This is a genomic window from Haloferula helveola (assembly GCF_037076345.1).
GTDB classification, from domain to species: Bacteria; Verrucomicrobiota; Verrucomicrobiia; order Verrucomicrobiales; family Akkermansiaceae; genus Haloferula; species Haloferula helveola.
Map to the genome: position 1 here is coordinate 456,262 of NZ_AP024702.1, position 18,408 is coordinate 474,669.

At 62.7% G+C, this 18,408-nt stretch carries 18 protein-coding genes; 12 read left to right on the plus strand and 6 right to left on the minus strand.

What is annotated here, in order from left to right; all coding sequences use genetic code 11:
• Positions 1-57 precede the first annotated feature (57 nt).
• The 4 genes from HAHE_RS01440 to HAHE_RS01455 are packed head-to-tail and all read left to right on the plus strand — an operon-like array spanning position 58 to position 2,798.
• Positions 58-414 (plus strand): hypothetical protein, encoded by a 357-nt coding sequence (locus tag HAHE_RS01440; protein WP_338687929.1) that lies wholly within the window; start codon positions 58-60, stop codon positions 412-414.
• Complete coding sequence (locus HAHE_RS01445) at positions 411-1,106, plus strand: CDP-alcohol phosphatidyltransferase family protein (protein ID WP_338687930.1); 696 nt, start codon at positions 411-413, stop codon at positions 1,104-1,106. Before HAHE_RS01440 ends, HAHE_RS01445 begins: the two co-directional genes overlap by 4 nt.
• On the plus strand, positions 1,093-2,076 hold the full coding sequence (locus HAHE_RS01450; protein ID WP_338687931.1) for a phosphatidate cytidylyltransferase: 984 nt from the start codon (positions 1,093-1,095) through the stop codon (positions 2,074-2,076). The genes HAHE_RS01445 and HAHE_RS01450 overlap by 14 nt, the downstream gene beginning before the upstream one ends.
• Positions 2,073-2,798 carry a lysophospholipid acyltransferase family protein gene (locus tag HAHE_RS01455; protein ID WP_338687934.1) on the plus strand — a complete coding sequence of 242 codons (726 nt, stop codon included), beginning with the start codon at positions 2,073-2,075 and terminating at the stop codon, positions 2,796-2,798. The genes HAHE_RS01450 and HAHE_RS01455 overlap by 4 nt, the downstream gene beginning before the upstream one ends.
• Here the strand turns inward: HAHE_RS01455 and HAHE_RS01460 are convergent, their stop codons facing one another.
• Positions 2,799-3,749: a bile acid:sodium symporter family protein gene (locus HAHE_RS01460; protein ID WP_338687936.1), complete on the minus strand. Its 951-nt coding sequence runs from the start codon at positions 3,747-3,749 to the stop codon at positions 2,799-2,801. It abuts the gene before it with no gap.
• Between the two features lie 97 nt (positions 3,750-3,846).
• Positions 3,847-4,395, minus strand: a complete 549-nt coding sequence (locus HAHE_RS01465; protein ID WP_425510998.1) for a class I SAM-dependent methyltransferase — start codon at positions 4,393-4,395, stop codon at positions 3,847-3,849.
• Between the two features lie 117 nt (positions 4,396-4,512).
• Here HAHE_RS01465 and ilvC point away from each other — a divergent pair, with 117 nt between their 5' ends.
• Both ilvC and HAHE_RS01475 read left to right on the plus strand, forming a co-directional pair.
• On the plus strand, positions 4,513-5,559 hold the full coding sequence (ilvC, locus tag HAHE_RS01470; RefSeq protein WP_338687940.1) for a ketol-acid reductoisomerase: 1,047 nt from the start codon (positions 4,513-4,515) through the stop codon (positions 5,557-5,559).
• Positions 5,560-5,892: 333 nt separating this feature from the next.
• A complete protein-coding gene (locus HAHE_RS01475; protein ID WP_338687942.1) occupies positions 5,893-7,593 on the plus strand; it encodes an MFS transporter in 1,701 nt (566 codons plus the stop codon).
• A 194-nt stretch (positions 7,594-7,787) separates the two neighbouring features.
• Here HAHE_RS01475 and HAHE_RS01480 read toward each other — a convergent pair whose 3' ends face one another.
• Complete coding sequence (locus HAHE_RS01480; protein WP_338687944.1) at positions 7,788-8,252, minus strand: hypothetical protein; 465 nt, start codon at positions 8,250-8,252, stop codon at positions 7,788-7,790.
• 112 nt (positions 8,253-8,364) lie between these two features.
• Entirely contained in the window at positions 8,365-10,938 is a 2,574-nt protein-coding gene (clpB, locus tag HAHE_RS01485; RefSeq protein ID WP_338687945.1) for an ATP-dependent chaperone ClpB, read from the minus strand.
• A 194-nt stretch (positions 10,939-11,132) separates the two neighbouring features.
• Between clpB and HAHE_RS01490 the strand changes: the two genes are divergently transcribed.
• The 6 genes from HAHE_RS01490 to HAHE_RS01515 are packed head-to-tail and all read left to right on the plus strand — an operon-like array spanning position 11,133 to position 15,441.
• On the plus strand, positions 11,133-12,287 hold the full coding sequence (locus tag HAHE_RS01490) for a phosphopentomutase (protein ID WP_338687947.1): 1,155 nt from the start codon (positions 11,133-11,135) through the stop codon (positions 12,285-12,287).
• A 29-nt stretch (positions 12,288-12,316) separates the two neighbouring features.
• Positions 12,317-12,538: an AbrB/MazE/SpoVT family DNA-binding domain-containing protein gene (locus HAHE_RS01495; RefSeq protein ID WP_343218228.1), complete on the plus strand. Its 222-nt coding sequence runs from the start codon at positions 12,317-12,319 to the stop codon at positions 12,536-12,538.
• Positions 12,535-12,936 (plus strand): type II toxin-antitoxin system death-on-curing family toxin, encoded by a 402-nt coding sequence (locus HAHE_RS01500; protein WP_338687951.1) that lies wholly within the window; start codon positions 12,535-12,537, stop codon positions 12,934-12,936. Before HAHE_RS01495 ends, HAHE_RS01500 begins: the two co-directional genes overlap by 4 nt.
• Entirely contained in the window at positions 12,933-14,171 is a 1,239-nt protein-coding gene (locus HAHE_RS01505) for a thymidine phosphorylase (protein WP_338687952.1), read from the plus strand. The genes HAHE_RS01500 and HAHE_RS01505 overlap by 4 nt, the downstream gene beginning before the upstream one ends.
• Positions 14,168-14,971 (plus strand): hypothetical protein, encoded by an 804-nt coding sequence (locus HAHE_RS01510; protein ID WP_338687954.1) that lies wholly within the window; start codon positions 14,168-14,170, stop codon positions 14,969-14,971. The genes HAHE_RS01505 and HAHE_RS01510 overlap by 4 nt, the downstream gene beginning before the upstream one ends.
• 23 nt (positions 14,972-14,994) lie before the next feature.
• A complete protein-coding gene (locus tag HAHE_RS01515) occupies positions 14,995-15,441 on the plus strand; it encodes an XAC2610-related protein (RefSeq protein ID WP_338687956.1) in 447 nt (148 codons plus the stop codon).
• Between the two features lie 9 nt (positions 15,442-15,450).
• Here the strand turns inward: HAHE_RS01515 and HAHE_RS01520 are convergent, their stop codons facing one another.
• On the minus strand, positions 15,451-16,941 hold the full coding sequence (locus HAHE_RS01520) for a TrkH family potassium uptake protein (protein WP_338687958.1): 1,491 nt from the start codon (positions 16,939-16,941) through the stop codon (positions 15,451-15,453).
• A 15-nt stretch (positions 16,942-16,956) separates the two neighbouring features.
• Positions 16,957-18,303, minus strand: a complete 1,347-nt coding sequence (gene trkA, locus HAHE_RS01525; protein ID WP_338687959.1) for a Trk system potassium transporter TrkA — start codon at positions 18,301-18,303, stop codon at positions 16,957-16,959.
• Positions 18,304-18,408: the final 105 nt, after the last annotated feature.

An 18,408-nucleotide genomic window follows, 5' to 3' on the forward strand; every position in this document is an offset into this window, starting at 1 on the left:
CCAACCGCATGTAACCTCGGCGATCCGACCCGGAAGATACGGGTAGGAAGCCGAGCCATGCACGAGACCACCCATCCCCTTTCCGTCCTGATGATCCTGACCGCGTCCGCTTGCGGCGCCACGGGATCATTTCTCTACAAGACCGGAGCCGCCCTCGGCCGCAACACACCGCTGGGCTACCTGACCAACCTCCGGTTGCTCGCCGGCGTCGCGTGCTACATCGCGGTGATGGTGCTGTTCGTCGCCGCCTTCCGCAAGGGCGGCGCCCTGACGGTCCTCTACCCGGTCTACGCCACGACCTTCATCTTCGCCGCGGCCATTTCTCTCGTCGCCTTCGGCACTCCGATCCGGCCGGTGAACATCGCCGGGATGGTCCTTCTCGTTTCCGGAATCTTCCTCATGGGCAAGTCATGATCACGGTCCAACAACAAACCGAAAGCCGCCGCCCGCTCGCCTTGCGTCAGTTGGGTTGCTGGAACTGGCTGCTCAAGCGCCTCGCCGCCAGCCGCGTCACCCCGAACCACATCTCGGTGCTGGGTGTGGTCTTCGGCATCGGCGCCGGCGTGGCGTTGGCCCTGACTTCGGGATACGAAACGGGAGCCGTCTCCCAGCGCCTCCTGCTTCTCGGCGCCATCCTGCTCGTGGTTCTGCGCGGCGCCTGCAACATCTTCGATGGCGTGCTCGCGGTGGAAACCGGGCGCGCCTCCCGCGTCGGGCTTCTCTACAACGAGGTGCCCGACCGCATCTCGGACATCGCGATCTTCATCGGAGCCGGCTTCGCCGTCGGAGGTCATCCCATGCTCGGCATGGCCGCCGCACTCGGGTCGCTGATGACCGCCTACACCCGGGTTCAGGTCCACCTCGCCGGAGCGCCCGCCGACTTCAGCGGACCCATGGCCAAGCCCGCGCGGATGGTGATCCTATGTCTTGCTGCCGCCTTCCTCGCCTTCCTGCCGACGGGTGTCTGGCCAACCGGCTCCGGCGGATTCGGAATCATCGGCGCCTCTCTCACGCTCATCACTTGCGGCACCGTCTTCACCACCATCGTGCGCCTGCGAAACGCCGCCGCTGAAATCCAAACCATCGGCCCCGATGAATGCGAGTGAATGGATGGCATCGGCGGCCGAGTCGATCGATCCCCGCCAGCTCTGGATCGCCGGCATCGCCTGCGCCGCCATCGCCCTCGGATGGGTTGTGTCGGCGACGCTCCATCGTCTCGGCACGACGTCCGACAAGATGCACCGCGAGCTGATGCTGCGGCTCCGCACCTGGGCCATCATCACGCCTGCAACCGTCATCCCGATCCTGATCGGCCCCGCCGGTATCGCCTGCGCCATCGTGATTCTCGGATGGGTCTGCTTCCGCGAACTCTCGCGAGCCTGCGGTGTCGACGCGGATCCGGTTCGTTCGCTTTGCGTCATCGCCGGACTCGCCACAATCGGAATCGCGATCCTCAGGCACGACCACCGGCTGCTGCTTCTCAGTGCCCCCGTGGTCGCCGTCCTGACCGCCGCCACGGCCCTCCTGAAGGACCGCCCCGAAGGCTACCTCCGACAGCTGGCCGTCACCAATCTCGGCTTCATGCTTTGCGGTCTCTGGCCCGGACACCTCGGTTTTCTCGGCACCGGCTACGCGAACGCGACCATCGCCCTTTGGTTCATCCTCAGCATCGAACTCAACGACGTCTTCGCCTTCGTTTCCGGCAAGGCCTTCGGACGCACCAAGCTCTGCCCGCACACCAGCCCGGGCAAGACCCGCGAGGGTCTCCTCGGAGCCATCCTTCTCACGACCGGATTCGTCGTCCTCAGCGGTCACCTCCTCTTCCACGGCCAAGGTCTCGGAAGAATCGCCATCCTCGTTCCGCTCGGTGTCGTGTTGTCGCTTTCCGGCACGATCGGCGACCTGGTCGTTTCCTCCATCAAACGCGACCTCCACCTCAAGGACCTGTCGCACTCGCTACCCGGCCACGGCGGGATGCTGGACCGTTGCGACAGCCTCATCTTCGCCTCGCCCGTCATCGCCATCACCTTGGCCATGCTCGATTCATTCGGACCCCTCACCAACCCGTTGCCATGATCGCCGCCTCACGCACTCTCGCCCGGCCGACTCCGCCCGCCTCGTGGATCGAACACCTCGTTCCGCCCGACCGCGTTCCTCGCCGCTGGGAAACAGTCCTCCACCATCTCACGTGGTCCTTCGTCCGGTTCGGAGTCACCCATCGGTTCCAACTGGCGATCCGTGGCACCGATAACATTCCTGCAAGCGGACCGGTGGTCATGGTCGCCAACCACAATTCGCACCTCGACACACTGCTTCTCGCTTCAGCCGTGCCACGATCGCTCAGAGCCCGATTGTCTCCACTTGCCGCCGGCGACACTTTCTTCCCCAACCCGACCCAAGGGTGGATCTCCTCCCGCTTCCTCAATCTCCGCCCACTTTGGCGTCACCAGCGCGGTCCCCACGGACTCCTCCGACTCCGCGAGTGCCTGCAATCGCAGGACCAGTGCTTCCTCATCTACCCGGAAGGCACCCGCTCGCGATCCGGCGTCATGGGACACTTCAAGCCCGGGATCGGCACGCTGGTTGCCGGAACCCCCATCCCGGTCATCCCCTGCCACATCCGAGGCACCTTCGAAGCCTGGCCTTCCAGCAAGCGCCTGCCCTCCCACGGCGATCTACAACTCGTAATCGGTCAGCCCAGAACCTTTCCCCATCACTCGAACACCGCGGCCGACTGGCGGGACATCGCCCACACCCTCGAGGACGACGTCCGTGAGCTCGGCGACACGAGCCACTGATCACTCCGCCTTCGGCGCTTTCCTCCCCCACCACGCCGCCAGAGCGCTGCCGATGATGCAGTGATACACCGCCGAGATAGCGGCCGGCACCGGAGCGAGTGCGAACTCGGCGAAGTGCTTGGTCGCCAACGCCGCCCCGAGTCCGCTGTTCTGCATCCCGACCTCGACGGAAACCGTCCGGCACATCGCTTCATTCCTCCGCAGGAGTTTCATCACTCCGTAGCCGACTCCGAATCCGAGGGCGTGCAGCACGAAGACCGACACGAACAACGGCACCGCCGCCGCGGCGATGAACTCCTTCTTCAGCGCCACGATGCAGCCGACGATCAGCACGATCACCGCCACGCTCAGCACCGGCCCGATCGAGTGGACCCAGGCCCGGATTCTTTCGGGACTCCGCGTGCGACCGACTGCCGAGTTCACCGCGATCCCGACCGCCAGCGGAATCAGGACCACCACCACCATCGAACGGAAAAGCGCCCACGCGTCGACCGGCAGCACCTTCCCGGCGAGCAGCTTGGTCAGGATCGGCGTCAACGCGATGGCCGCGAAGGTCGAGGCCATCGTCATCAGCACGCTCAAAGCGACATTCGCCCGCGCGAGGTAGCAGATCACATTGCTCGCCGTTCCGCCGGGACAGCATGAGACAAGGATCAACCCCAGAGCCAGCGCCGGCTCCAGAGCGAAGAGTTTCGAAACCACCCATCCGGCGGCCGGCATGATCAGGAACTGCGCCGCCACGCCCGCGCCCACTGTCTTCGGCTGGCGCGCCACCTCGGCGAAATCGGCGAAGCGAAGCGTCAGCCCCATGCCCAGCATGATCACACCGAGCCCCGGTTCGATCCACGGACGGAACCATGTCCAAGCCGCCGGCTGAAACCACGCCCAGCCGCAACCGAGCACGATCCACAAAGGAAACGCCGCCGCGATCCACTGGCACAACTTCCGCATCCCCGATCCCAGCCGAGATCAACGACCCACGCAATTCATTCGAAATGGAGCGCCGGTTATGAAACCGGCTTTCCGCAGCTCTCCAATGGTGCCGGCTTCATGACCGGCGCTCCACCACCACCAGAAACGGCGCCCCTTCCCGCGCCTGCGGGTGAAGCACCCCTCCGTGCCGCTTCGCCCACCCGACGACCGCCGCGGCCTCGTCATCACCACCGGCATGCCCCGGATAGCACACCACCGTGATCAGCCCGCCAGGACGGAGCACGGTCATCGCAGCCTCGAGCGCCTCGATGGTTTCCCCGGCCTCCGTGATCAGTGCGTGATCCCCGCCCGGCAGGTAGCCGAGATTGAACATCACCGCAGCCGCCGCCCCCGGTTCCAGCCTCGACGTCATCGCGGTGTGAGACTCCCGGTGAAGCGTGACATGCCCTTCCATTCCCGCGTCCCCCAGCCGCCGGCGGGTCGACTCAACAGCTTCCTCCTGGATATCAAACGCAACCACCTTGCCGCCCTGCCCGACGAGCCTTGCCAGAAACAGCGTGTCATGGCCGTTGCCCGCCGTCGCATCGACCACGGTGTCACCGGGGCCGACCGCCGCCGCGATCACCTCGTGGGCCAATTGGGTCGGTCGTTTCACAGGCCCCATCCTGCCGCTTAGTCAAGGTCTTGAAACTTGAAACTTGAAACTTGGGACTTCTTGTCCAGCCTGCGGCCCCGCCCGCGCGGAAAAGCGGGCGACACCAACCACTTACGACTCCAATCCATGGCCGCGAAAATCTACAGCAACAAGGACGCGTCCCTTGCCACCATCAAGCGCAAGACGCTTGCCGTCATCGGCTTCGGCTCCCAGGGCCACGCCCACGCCCTCAATCTCAAGGACAGCGGCATGAAGGTCATCATCGGCCTCTACGCGAAGTCCAAGTCGCGCGAAGTGGCCAAGAAGCTCGGCTTCGAGGTGATGGACACCGCCGACGCCGTCAAGGCCGCCGACGTGATCTTCGTCGCCGTGCCCGACACTAAGATCGCCGCAGTCTACAACAAGGACATCGCGCCCAACCTGACCAAGGGCAAGACCCTCCTCTTCTCCCACGGCTTCGCCGTTCACTTCAAGACGATCGAGCCGCCGGCCGACGTCAACGTGATCATGGTCGCGCCGAAGGGCCCGGGCCACACCGTTCGTTCGCAGTTCGTCGATGGCAAGGGCGTGCCCGGCCTGATCGCCATCCACAACGACGCGACCGGCAACGCCAAGAAGATCGCCCTCGCATGGGCCCGCGGCGTTGGTTGCACCCGCGCCGGCGTATTCGAAACCAACTTCAAGGAAGAGACCGTCACCGATCTCTTCGGTGAGCAGGTCGTCCTCTGCGGCGGTGCTTCGGCACTCGTCAAGGCAGGCTTCGAGACGCTCGTCGAGGCAGGCTACCAGCCGGAGATGGCATACTTCGAGTGCCTCCACGAACTGAAGCTGATCGTCGACCTGATGAACGAGTCCGGCATCGCCGGCATGCGTTTCTCGATCTCGGAAACCGCCGAGTGGGGCGACGTCTCCGTCGGTCCGAAGATCATCGACGCTTCGGTCAAGAAGCGCATGCAGAAGCAGCTCAAGGTGATCGAGTCCGGCAAGTTCGCCAAGGAGTGGATCGCCGAGGCCGACAGCGGCTGCAAGAACTTCAACAGGATCCGCCGCGAGGAAGCCAAGCACCAGATCGAGAAGGTCGGTGAGCGCCTCCGCTCGACCATGAGCTGGATCAAGCAGAAGAAGCTCAAGAAGGGCGCCGCCCAAGCAAGCTACGTTTCGGCTTCCAAGTAACTTCAAGGAGCGGCTCCTTCCCGGTGCCGCTCTTCCTTCCCCAAACCCGGGCCTCTCACGAGGTCCGGGTTTTTTCATGGAGTGGCGCTTTCCAAGCGCCATACCCCGGGCCCGGCGGTCTCCGACCGCTCAGCAGTATCTGAAAACAACCCGTCCGCCTTCCCTCAACCCTACCTTTTCCCACAGGGCCTGCCCCTTCCCCGAACAAATTCCGACATGACCGACAGAACGCGCTTTTCCGACGCGTTTTCGCCTGCTCTGAAGGCAAACCGCGTGCTTGCCAGCATCTTCTGACGTCGTTAGACCCTACCCCACCATCGAAACAGCGAACCCATGAGTGATTCAACATCAGCAGACCAACCCATCGCGCCCAACGCCAACCGGCTCCTATGGGCCGGCTTCGTCGCCATTCTCGCAGCCGGTGTCGGCTTCGGTGTCCGGGGCGGACTCTTCGGCACGTGGGAGACCACCTTCAATCTCAATGGAGCCCAGCTCGGGGCGATCAGCCTGGGAGCAGGCTTCATCAGCTTCTGCTTCGGCATCATCATCGGGGGTATCGTCGTCGACAAAGTCGGATACGGGAAACTGGTCTTCACCGCATTCCTACTTCACGTCCTCTCGGCCTTCGTGACGTTCGCGGCGAAGCCGGAGATGTCGAGTGAGACCGCTTACCAATTCCTCTACTGGGGCACCTTCCTGTTCGGCCTGGCCAACGGCACGCTCGAAGCGGTCGCCAACCCGCTCGTGGCAACCCTCTACCCGAAGAACCGGACGCACTATCTGAACATTCTTCACGCGTCATGGCCGCTTGGCATGGTCTTCGGCGGCGTCATCGGCTGGACCCTCGGCACGGGTGACAACGCTTGGGACTGGAAGTGGCAGCTCGCCCTCTACCTCGTCCCGACCCTTGTCTACGGGGTGATGTTTCTCGGACAGAAGTATCCGAAGTCCGAAGCATCGGCCAAGGGCCTCAAGCTCGGAGAAATGTTCAAGGATGTCGGCATCCTCGGAACCCTCATCGTTTCCGCCCTGCTCTTCTTTTTCCTCCGGCGTGACTTCTTCGGCGGACTGATCGGCCTGAACGAACTGCTCTCGAACGTACTCTCCGCCATCGTTGCCCTGGCCCTCCTCGGCTGGGTCGCAACCCTCACGAAGTTCGCAATCGGCCACTGGTTGATCTTCGTCCTGTTCATCGCCCATGCCCTCGTCGGCAGCGTGGAGCTCGGAACCGACGGCTGGATCCAGAACATCACCGGAACCATCCTCAATCCCGAGCAAGGCAAGATCCTCTTCGTCTTCACCTCACTGGTGATGTTCGGCCTCCGATTCTGCGCCCACTTCATCGAGAGCAAGGCCGGCGTGAAACCTATCGGCCTGCTCTTCATCTGCTCCCTCCTCGCCGTCGCGGGCCTCAATCTGGTCAGCGCGGTCGATTCCTTCGGAGCCGCGTTCGGCGCCCTGCTGGTCTACGCCATCGGCAAGACCTTCTTCTGGCCGACCATGCTCGCGGTGATCGGTGACCGCTTCCCCCAAACCGGCGCGGTCGCGATGAGCCTGATGGGCGGCATCGGGATGCTGTCGGTCGGACTGCTTGGCGGTCCCGGCCTCGGCTATGCGCGGGACCGATTCTCCGCGGGCGAGCTCAAGGAGACCGACGCGGCCCTCTATGAGCAGGTCAAGAGTGCCGGTCCGGCGAGCGAGTTCCTCGCCTTCGAGCCCGTGCAACCGATCGATCCGAAAGTCCTCAATCCTGCGAAGGACGCCTATGCCGCCAAGGTCGCTGTCGAACGTGGAAACACCAAAGAGGACGTGATTGCGAAAGCCGAAGCCATCACCACCGATCAGGAGGTCATTGCGAAGTCGGACATCATGGGCAACCGCAAGGTGCTCAAATACGACTCGCTGATCCCCGCGGCGATGGCGGTGATCTACTTGCTGCTGATGCTCTACTTCCGCGCGATCGGCGGCTATAAGCCGTTGACCATTTCTCCGGAGAAGGCTGCAGGTGGCACCCAAGGGCCATCGGAATTCTAGAACCACTCCGCTCTCAAACCATCTCAGGCGCGACCTCCACCGGGGTCGCGCCTTTTTCATGGGAGGCGGGACGCCCCCGTCCCGCAAGGGTGAGGTTCGTTCCCTCCCGTTCGACATCTGACCCGGATTCCAACCTCCTCGATTGCGGGACGGGGGCGTCCCGCCTCCCAACAGCGCCATCAAGCCGCCTCCCGTCAGCCCTCTCCGGGCGGGAAGATGACCGCCACCCGGTCGATCCCGTTGCGTTCGAACTCCTTCCAGTAGTTCTTCTCGATCTCGGACGTACGCTCCCGGCGCTGTTCCTCGGTCAGCTTCTCCCAAGCCTCCTTGCCGATGCTTTTGGCAAGGTCCCGATCGGCCAGCCGGATGACCAGTTCCTCCCAGAAGTTCTCGTTGCGGAACTCGTCGTAACATTCCTGGAAAAACGAGCCGGCCTGGAAGTCCATCGTGACCTGGTGCCGCTGCTTCTCCTCGTCGAACTCGACCACATCGCCGAGTCCCGCATGCTTCGCCTTCTCGAGAATCTTGTTCTCGAGTGCCTCGTAGGCACCCAAACCCTCATCCGCACCCGGCCGGTGGTTCCACGACGCCACACTCGCGGCCAGCGTAACCATCTCGATCAGCGTCGCGAGTTCGTCTTCGGTGAAGCGCAGGTGCACGGCGGGAAAAAACCATCCCGCCGCGCCCTGCACAAGCCCATGGTAGGGACGAGCGGCCTTCGCTCGTCCGCTGGTCGGCCGCCCGACGGACGAACGGGCGGTCTCCCCTACCTCATTTGCTGAAGACCACCGCCCCGTCCTTGACGTCGGCCTCGATCACATCGCCGTCGACGAACTTGCCGTCGAGGATCTCCAGCGAGAGCTCGTCGAGAAGGTGCCGCTGGATCGCCCGCTTGAGCGGCCGCGCGCCATAGACCGGGTCGTAGCCCTGGTTGCCGATGAATTCCTTCGCGGCCGGAGTCAGCGCTAGTCCGAGCCCTTGCTTGGCGAGACGCTGGCGGACGCGCTCGAGCTGCAGATCGACAATCGTCGTCAACTCGTCGCGCTCAAGGCGGTCGAAGATGATCGTCTCGTCGATCCGGTTGAGGAATTCGGGCCGGAACTGAGCACGCAGGGCTTCCATGACCTTGGCCTCACGCTGCTCCGCATTCTCCTCCCCGAGGATGAACTGCGAACCGACGTTCGAGGTCATGATCAGCACCGTGTTGCGGAAGTCGACCGTACGGCCTTGGCCGTCCGTGATCCGTCCGTCATCAAGCACCTGGAGCAGCACGTTGAACACATCCGGGTGCGCCTTTTCGATCTCATCGAAGAGCACCACCGAATACGGCTTGCGTCGTACGTGTTCGGAAAGCTGGCCGCCCTCGTCGTAGCCGACGTAGCCGGGAGGCGCTCCGATGAGACGCGCGACGCTGTGCTTCTCCATGTATTCCGACATGTCGATGCGGACCATAGCGCTCTCGTCATCGAACAGGAACTCGGCGAGCGCCTTGCTCAGCTCGGTTTTACCCACACCGGTCGGACCGAGGAACAGGAATGAACCGATCGGGCGGTTTTCGTCCTGCAGCCCGGCCCGTGCGCGGCGCACCGCGTTGGAGACCGCTTGGACAGCCGACTTCTGACCGACCACCCGTTCACCGAGTCGATCCTCCATGTGCACCAGTTTCTCCTTCTCGCCTTCCTGGAGGCGGCTGACAGGAATCCCGGTCCACGAAGAAACCACGCGGGCGATATCCTCCTCAGTCACCTCTTCCTTGAGCATCGCGCCACTGCTTTGGAGCGAGGCGAGTTCGTTCTGCGCTTCATCAAGCGCCTTCTCGGCATCCGGAATCTGGCCATACGTCAGCTCCGACGCGCGAGTGAGGTCGCCGATCCGCTTGGCCTGCTCGGCCTCGGTCTTCAGCGAATCGATCTTCGACTGCTGCTCGCGCACACGGTCGATGACCTCCTTCTCGTTGCGCCATTGGGCCATCAGTCCGGCCGACTGCTCCTTCAGGTTCGCCTGCTCCTCACGGACCTTGGCCAACCGCGCCTCCGAGGCCTTGTCGCTCTCCTTCTCCAGAGCCTTCTTCTCCATCTCGAGCTGCATCACCTGCCGCTCGATCTGGTCGATCTCCGTCGGCATCGAATCCAGCTCGATCTTCAGGCGCGAGGCGGCCTCGTCCATGAGGTCGACCGCCTTGTCCGGAAGAAACCGGTCGGAAATGTAGCGGTCGGAAAGCACCGCCGCCGCAACCAGTGCACCATCCTGGATTCGCACTCCGTGGTGCACCTCATAGCGCTCCTTGAGTCCGCGCAGGATCGCGATGCTGTCTTCAACCGAAGGTTCTCCGACCATCACCGGCTGGAATCGCCGCTCGAGGGCCGCGTCCTTCTCCACATGCTTGCGATACTCATCGAGCGTGGTCGCTCCGATGGTCCGCAGCTCGCCGCGGGCGAGTTGAGGCTTGAGCAGGTTCGAAGCGTCCACCGCACCCTCGCTCGCACCCGCACCGACGATGGTGTGGAGCTCATCGATGAAGAGAACGATCTCGCCTTCGGATTCGGTCACTTCCTTGAGAAAGGCCTTCAGACGATCCTCGAACTCACCGCGGTACTTCGCACCTGCCAGCATGCCACCGAGGTCCATCGAAATGATCCGCTTGTTTTTCATCGCATCGGGCACGTCTCCCGACACGATGCGTCGTGCGAGCCCTTCCACGATGGCGGTTTTGCCGACACCGGGTTCACCGATGAGCACGGGATTGTTCTTGGTCCGGCGGGAAAGCACCTGGAGCACTCGGCGGATCTCGTGATCGCGCCCGATCACCGGATCGATCTTCCCTTCACGGGCCAGCGCGGTCAGGTCGGTGCCGTACTTCTCAAGGGTCTGGTATTTGCCCTCCGGATTCTCGTCGGTGACCTTCTGCGAACCCCGGATGCTGTCGAGTGCCTCCTTGGCGTTCGATTCGTTCAAGCCGGCTTCGGTCAGCAACTTGCCCGCGGGCGAATCAGCGGTGAGAGCTCCGAGCAGGAAGTGCTCTACGGAAAGGAACTCGTCACCCATCGACTCACGGATCTCGTCCGCCTTGTCGAGGGTCGCGCGCAGCCCGTAACTGAGCTGCGGCTGGGCGCTCGCGCCCTGCTGGCTCGGTTCCTTGGCAAGCGCCGCCGCAACGGCCGCCTTGAGTTGGGTCACGTCGACGCCAGCCTTCTGCAGAATCGGCACGGTGATGCCGCCCTCCTGCTGAAGCAGTGCCAGCAGCACGTGAATACTTTTCAACTCCGGGTGCGCCGACTTCGATGCCAGCCGCTGGGCTGACTGAAGCGCTTCCTGAAGTTTGGTGGTGATCTTATCGAGTCCCATATTGGTGGATTTGTAGTGAGTTTGTCCTGGTTCGCAAGCAGGCGCTCCGCGCCAGTTGCCGGTTTCTGCGCTTTGGATGCCATAGCAATTTCTTTATTCAAATTCTTTGCGCCATTTTATCACTATGTCCAAACCAGGCTGAACCGTCCTTGAGCGCTCTTGCCAGCGGCTGATCAACCCCGGAGACTGAGGGCGTGAGAGCTCTCTGCATCGTTCTCGATTCGGTCGGTTGCGGCCACGCTCCGGACGCCTCGGCTTTCGGCGACGATGGAGCGAACACCCTCGGCCATCTCTTCGAGCGGATCCCCGGGTTCGCTCTGCCGAGCCTCGCCGGACTCGGTCTTCACGAGGTGCTGCACGACCTCGACCCGGAGTTTCCCCTTCCCTCCCCACCCTTGCTGCCGGGAGCACAATTCACCCACCTCACCGAGCAATCCACGGGAAAGGATACGACGACCGGTCACTGGGAACTGATGGGAGCTCCGCTCGAAGCCGCACTCGCGACTTTCGAGCGCTTTCCGGACGACCTCGTCTCCGCCTTGGAGCAGGCCGGGAATTGCCGGTTCATCGGCAATGAGGCGGCATCAGGCACCGAGATCATCCAACGACTGGGCACCGAGCACCTCGCGAGCGGGAAACCCATTCTCTACACCAGCGCCGATTCGGTTCTGCAGATTGCCGCTCATGAAGATCCGGCGGTGTTCGGACTCGAGCGACTGCAGGCGCTCTGCCGCACCGCCAGACGAATCCTCGACGAACGTGAGATTCGGATCGGCCGGGTCATCGCCAGACCGTTCGTCGGCAGCTCGCCCGAGACCTTCAAGCGGACGTCGAACCGGCACGACTACTCGCTCGCTCCTCCTTCGACGATTCTCAACCGACTCGAAGCGGCAGGAGTCGAAACCGTCGGGGTCGGCAAGATTTCCGACATCTTCGCCCAGTCCGGGATCGCGGAGTCCCATCCCACAACATCAAACGCCGACGGCATGGCCACCATCGAGCGCCTGTGGCGTGAGCAGCGAAGTTCCCCGCATCTCGTATTCGCCAATCTCGTCGACTTCGACATGCTTTACGGCCATCGGCGTGACCCCACGGGCTATGCCCAAGCCCTGATCGAGTTCGACCGATGGCTCGGAGGCTTTCTTGCCGACTTCCATGCCCCCGACCTCCTTCTGATCACGGCCGACCACGGAAACGATCCACACCACACCGGCACCGATCACACTCGGGAACAGGTTCCCCTGCTGACGCTGAACGCACCGGATGATCTCCTGACAGCGAGCGATTTCGGTCTCGTTGCGCGGATTCTGGAGGACTTTTTCACACCAACGGCAAGCTGGACGCGGTAAAACATCCGTTATAACATACTGGCATGAACATGAGCCTCAAGATCACCTCGATCGGCAATTCAGCGGGAGTCATCCTGCCCAAGGAGTTGCTGGAGAAGCTTCGCGTGAGCAAGGGTGACACCCTGTTTGTCACCGAGACGCCGAATGGAGTCGAACTGTCGGCTCACGATGAGGAGGTCGAACGCCAGATGGAGATTGCGGAGAAGTTGATGCGTGAGAATCGGAATCTACTCCGGAAACTCGCGCAATGACCGAATCGGAGCCGATCTGGTTGAAGCTGGAGTTCATTCTCAAGCTCCATTCCCGCCAGCTTGCCGAGCACGGAGGATCGGATGGGATCCGGGACGAGGGAATGCTGGTCTCCGCTCTCAACCGGCCAGCCGACAAGTGGCACTATGCGGATCCCAAGCCCGATCTCTGCGAACTGGCCGCCGCTTACGCCTTCGGCTTTGCGAAGAACCATCCCTTCATCGACGGCAACAAACGGACGAGCGCGATGGCATGCGAAACCTTCTTGGTTCGCAACGGCCTCCTTCCGACCGCTTCGGAGGACGAGAAGTATCCTTACTACCTGTCGCTCGCCTCGGGAGATGTATCCGAAACGGACTTCGCCAGCTGGCTTCGCGAAAACACCGCACCGATCGAATGAAACCCCACATCCCCACCCTGATAAGCCGCAAGCGTGACGGAGAACACCTGAAGCCGGAGGAGATCCGCGGGCTGATCGATGGCTACGTGACCGGCGATGTTCCCGACTACCAGATGTCCGCCTTCGCGATGGCGGTGTTCTTCAAAGGCATGAACGCCGCAGAGACCGCCGCGCTCACGACCTCGATGCTCGAGAGCGGCGACCGCTTCACCCACACCAAGGGTTCTCCGGTCGTGGACAAGCACTCGACTGGCGGCATCGGCGACAAGGTATCACTGGTCCTCGCCCCGCTCGTCGCCGCCGCTGGCTCACGCATCCCGATGGTTTCGGGCAGAGGCCTTGGCATCACGGGCGGCACGCTCGACAAGCTCGAGTCGATCCCGGGCTTCAACGTGCACCTGAGCCTTCCCGAAGCCGAGAAGCAATTGGACGAAATCGGGGTCGTGATGATGGGCCAAACGGAGCACTTCTGCCCGGCCGACAAGAAACTCTACGCGCTCCGCGACGTGACGGGAACAGTCCCGTCGATTCCGTTGATCACCGCTTCGATCATGTCGAAGAAGCTCGCCGAGTCCTTGGACCGGTTGGTCCTCGACGTGAAGTTCGGCTCCGGCGCGTTCATGAAGACAGAGAAAGAGGCATCGGCGCTGGCGGAGTCGATGATCGCGGTCGGCCGGGAAATGGGGGTCGATGTCCGCGCCCTGCTCAACCCGATGTCGGAACCGCTGGGGAGAGCCGTCGGCAATTCGTTCGAGGTTATCGAAGCCATTGACTGCCTCGATGGCGGCGGACCGGGAGACTTGAGGTCACTCGTGCTCGATCTCACCGAGGCGATTGTCGATGTTCCGCGAAGCGATCTGGAGAAGCTCCTCGATTCGGGGATCGCGCGGGCCAAGTTCGACGAACTGGTGGCAAAGCAAGGCGGTAAGCCCGGTGATCTTGGCAAGCTCGGCGAACTCCACGAAGCTCCCGTGATCCGCGAAATGCCGGCCCCTGATACGGGAACCATCGTAACGGTCGACGCCGGCCTGGTCGGTCAAGCGGCCCTCCAACTCGGCGCCGGACGCTCCAGGGCCGACGACGGCGTCGATCACGCGGTCGGGTTCGACCGCCTCGTGAAGTGCGGCGAGTCGGTCCATCAGGGCCAAGCCCTCTGCCGGATCCACGCCCGCAACAAGGTCGACTTCGATCTCGCCGAGGCCCTTCTGGACCAAGCCATCAAGGTCGAACCATGAAGCCCAAACCCCACCCTCTCGTCCGAGCGGCCGCCCTGCTGGTGCTTCTGGGCTTCGCCGGGGTCTTCATCTGGAACCTCACGCGCCCTGCCAAGCGTCCGTCGTCCCCCCGCATCGAGGAGCTGAATTCCATCGCCGAGGCCAGTGCCGAGATCAAAGCCGAGCGCCGCGATGCCGCCTTGGTTCGCCAGCTGATCGAGGAGGACCTCGGCGAGCGACGCTTCCGGTTTCCGACGGTAATCCACGCGAGTTCCGGATGCCATGTGCTCCGCCTCGATCCGGAACGACCGTCCCACAAACGGATCCTCGACGCCCTCGGCGAGGCACTCGGAAAAATCACCGAAGAACTGGCGCGACCGGGTTCGGCCGCCCTTGAGGAACGCCGCATCAACGAGGTGTCCCGACACTTCGAGGACGCGCTGAAGGCCGAACTCGATGCCGTCGACGGTCTCGCCTGCACCATCCCGCCCAACAGGGACGGCGAAGAACAACGGAGTGGCTACCCGGACCTCCAGGTCACCGACGAGCAAAGCGGAGAAGTCTTCTACCTCGATCCCAAACTGGTGGAGAATACCTCGTGGGACAGCAGCTTCCGCAGCTTCTACTTCGAACCGAAGGACCGCAGCCTGAAAATCACCAAAGACGCGGTTCATTTGCTTGTGGGAATCGGCCACAACGGCGAGGATGGCCGATGGGTTTTCGGTCCGTGGAAGATCGTCGATCTCTCGTCCCTCGCGCTGCGTCTGAAACCCGAATTCCAAGCCTCGAACCGCGATCTCTATCCTTCCGCCGACCCGTAATCCTCATTCCACGACCCACCGTCATGAAACCGATCCTCGCCCTCCTGCTGACCGCCGTCGTTTCCCAAGCCAATCCGAAGCAGCCCTTCGATTTCAACTTCGACGGGCACGAGGACTACCGGGTGCTGACGTTCTCCAATTCGAAGTCGTCGCTATTCGACGTTTTCATCTTCGACCCCAAGTCCGGCAAGCATGTGAAGGACGCGGTTTTGTCGGGGACCATCTATCCGACTCCCGACCCGAAGGCCGAAGAGGTCCGTTGCCAGTTCACCGGAGGTCACAGCGGGGCTCTCTTCGTCGCCGATGTGTATCGGTGGACCGGCGAGAAGTTCGAGTATGTCCGGAACGAGCGCCAAGACTCGATCACCATCGGCGATCAGATCCACTACGTCCTTGCCAAATCGGTCATCAAGGAAGGCAAGCCGCTCGTCGTCTCGATTGAAACCGCGAAACCCCACTGGGCCGAGTAACACTCCGGATCAGTAGCGCCGCCAAGCGGCCGGCACGAACAAAACAAGGATCGCGAAAAGCTCGAGACGGCCGAGGATCATCAACCCGGCCAGGAAGGTCAGCGTCGGATCGCGAAGATCAGAGAAGTTCTCGGTCGGGCCGAGGTCGGCGAAACCCGGCCCGATATTCGACAGCGTAGCAAGCACCGCGGCGAGGCAGGTTTCCAAGTCGATCCCCTGCCCGGCCTCAAGCATCCCGACGACCACCGCGCCAAGCGCGATGATCAGAAGGTAGAGCGCGACAAACGACGTCGTCCGGGCCCGTGCCGTTTCGTCGATCGGGTTGCCATTGACGACCAAACGGAACACCTGGTTCGGACGGAAAGCGCGGATGATCTCGTGGGCGGAGGACTTCAGGAACACGACCAGACGGTTCACTTTCATGCCTCCCGCTGTCGAACCGGAGCAGCCACCGACCACCATCAGGATCGCCAGCAACGCCTTGCACCACGCGGGCCACAGTTCGTAGTCGGTCGCGCCGAATCCGGTCGTCGAGGCGATTGAAACGACAATGAACCAGCTTTCGCGCAGCGCCTGCACAAAGCCGATCGAGTAGCGATCGTCCAGACTGAGTCCGATCCCGATTCCCAGGCTCACCACGACGCAGATTCCGATGAACCAGCGGACGTCGTTCTGCTCCCTCACCCGGTCCCACCGCTTGCGGACGACGACCGCGAAGATCAGGAAGTTTAGACTGCAGATCAGCATGATCACGCTGATCCAGAGCTCGATCGCCCAGCCATTACCCCAGCCCGAATAGTAGCCGATGCTCGCATTGTGCGGGCTGAAGCCTCCCGTGGAAACGGCAGTCATCGAGTGGCTGACCGCGTTGTACCAACTGAGCCCGCAGGCTCTGAGCCCGATCACACAGACGATCGAGATCACGAAGTAGATCTTGAGCAGGGTCATTGCCGTGTCCCGGATCCGCGCGGTCGAAGCTTCGCCGGACTGGAACGACGACTCGTTCCGGAAGAGCGACTTCGATCCGACCCCGAGATACGAAAGCACCGCGACGAAAAGCACCAGAATACCGATGCCGCCCAACCACTGGGAAACCGCCCGCCAAAGCAGGAGACCACGGGGCCACTTCTCAAGATCGGTGATGACCGTGGACCCCGTCGTCGTGAAACCAGACGCCGCTTCAAATACGGCTCCGCTCCAACCGAGGTGGGGCGGACACAGAAGATACGGCAGCGATCCGAAAACGGCTGAAAGCACCCAGCCGAGTCCGACGATGACCACGCCCTCCCGCCTCGGGATCTTCTCGATCTTCCCGAGCCCGACAAAGATGAGGATCGTCCCGGCAAGGAAAGTCACCCCGGCCGATGTGAAGAGGGCAACCATCGCCTCGTGGTCGCCGGCGACAACATCGAGACCGGCAAACAACCCGCACGCCGCCATCGACACGCTCAGCAGCAGCAACAGCAGTCCGAGGACCTTGGCGAGGATTCGGTAATTCATGGGACAGGCCCGGAATCAGGAGAGGAGCTTGACGAATGCCTTGCGGGCCTTCGGTGAAACAACGGCGTAGATGTGGTCGCCGGCCTGCACGACATCTTCCGGTCCCGGGACGTCGGAGTGGGTGCCCTGCATCAGGCCGACCAGCACGCAGCCTTCGGGCCAGTCGACTTCCTTGACCATGTGGCCGGCCGCGATCGATCCCTTGCGCACACCCATCTCGATGATCTCCGCCCCGGGCAGCTTCTTGACCAGGTGGAACTGGTCCGACGTGATGAACCTCTCGATGTCCCTCCGGGTGGCATCCCTCGGACTGACCGCGGCGGCGATGCCGAAGTGCTTGCCGGAGGAACTGATGGCCGCCGCGTAGTCCGCGCGGTGAATCAGGGTCAGGCAGTTTTTCGCGCCTAGGGTGTGGGCCTGCAGGCAGGTCATCACGTTGTCCTCGTCGCTGTTGCTTGTCGCCACGAAAAAGTCGACACCGTCGATCTGCTCCTCTTCCAACTCGGCGACCACGGTCGCGTCGGCATGGATCACCGTCGTGTTCGAAAGCCGGTCGACAAGGTTCCGGCAGATCGCCTCGTCCTGTTCGAAGATCCGGACCCGGCAGTCCCAACTCTCGAGCATCTGGGCCAAGGAGAACCCATATTCCCCACCGCCGAAGATCACCACCCGCAAGGCGTCGCGCTCCTCACGTTTCCTCTGCAACCGGTCGGCCAGGGTCCGCAGCTTTCTCGGTTCACCGAAAATCGTCACGATGTCCCCCGCTTCGATCACGGCGTCTGCCGTCGGCACAAAATGCTCCGCTCCGCGGCTGATCATCGCGATCCGGGTCCGCTCGGGAGCCTTCAGGTCGACCAGCGACCGGCCGACCGCGTCCGACTTGCCATCGACCACCACTTGCTGGAGTTCGATCCGTCCGCGGGCGATCTCCTCAACGGCCAGCGAATCCGGATTGCGGATGAACTTCGCGAGCTCGATCGCTGCCAAGCGCTCGGAGGAAAACAGATGGTCGACTCCGAAAGTTCCCTTGAAGTCGAACAGCCATTCCTCGCGCTGGAGGCTCGGATGAACCCGGCAGACGACCTGCTCGACACCCATCTTCTTCGCGATCGAACTGCTGACCAGGTTGGCCGTGTTGGAACTGGTAAGCGCGAGGAACAGCTCGCACTCGCCGACGTTGGCCTCGACGAGGGCACTCACGCTCGTCCCGTCCGAGCCTACAACCTTGGCGTCGATCGACTGCTCGAGATCCGCTGCGAGGCCGGGATCGTACTCGATCACCGAAATGCTGTGGGCCTCTTTCGAAAGGGAGGTGGCCAAGTGGCGGCCGATTTCTCCGGCACCGACGATGATGATATTCATGTCAGAAGGCGAATGGACACCCATTCCCCGGGTGCCCCGCACACCGGAAACTCAACAGGACGCAGGTCCGCGAAACCAGCGGAAAATCCTGCTAGGAACGGAGGG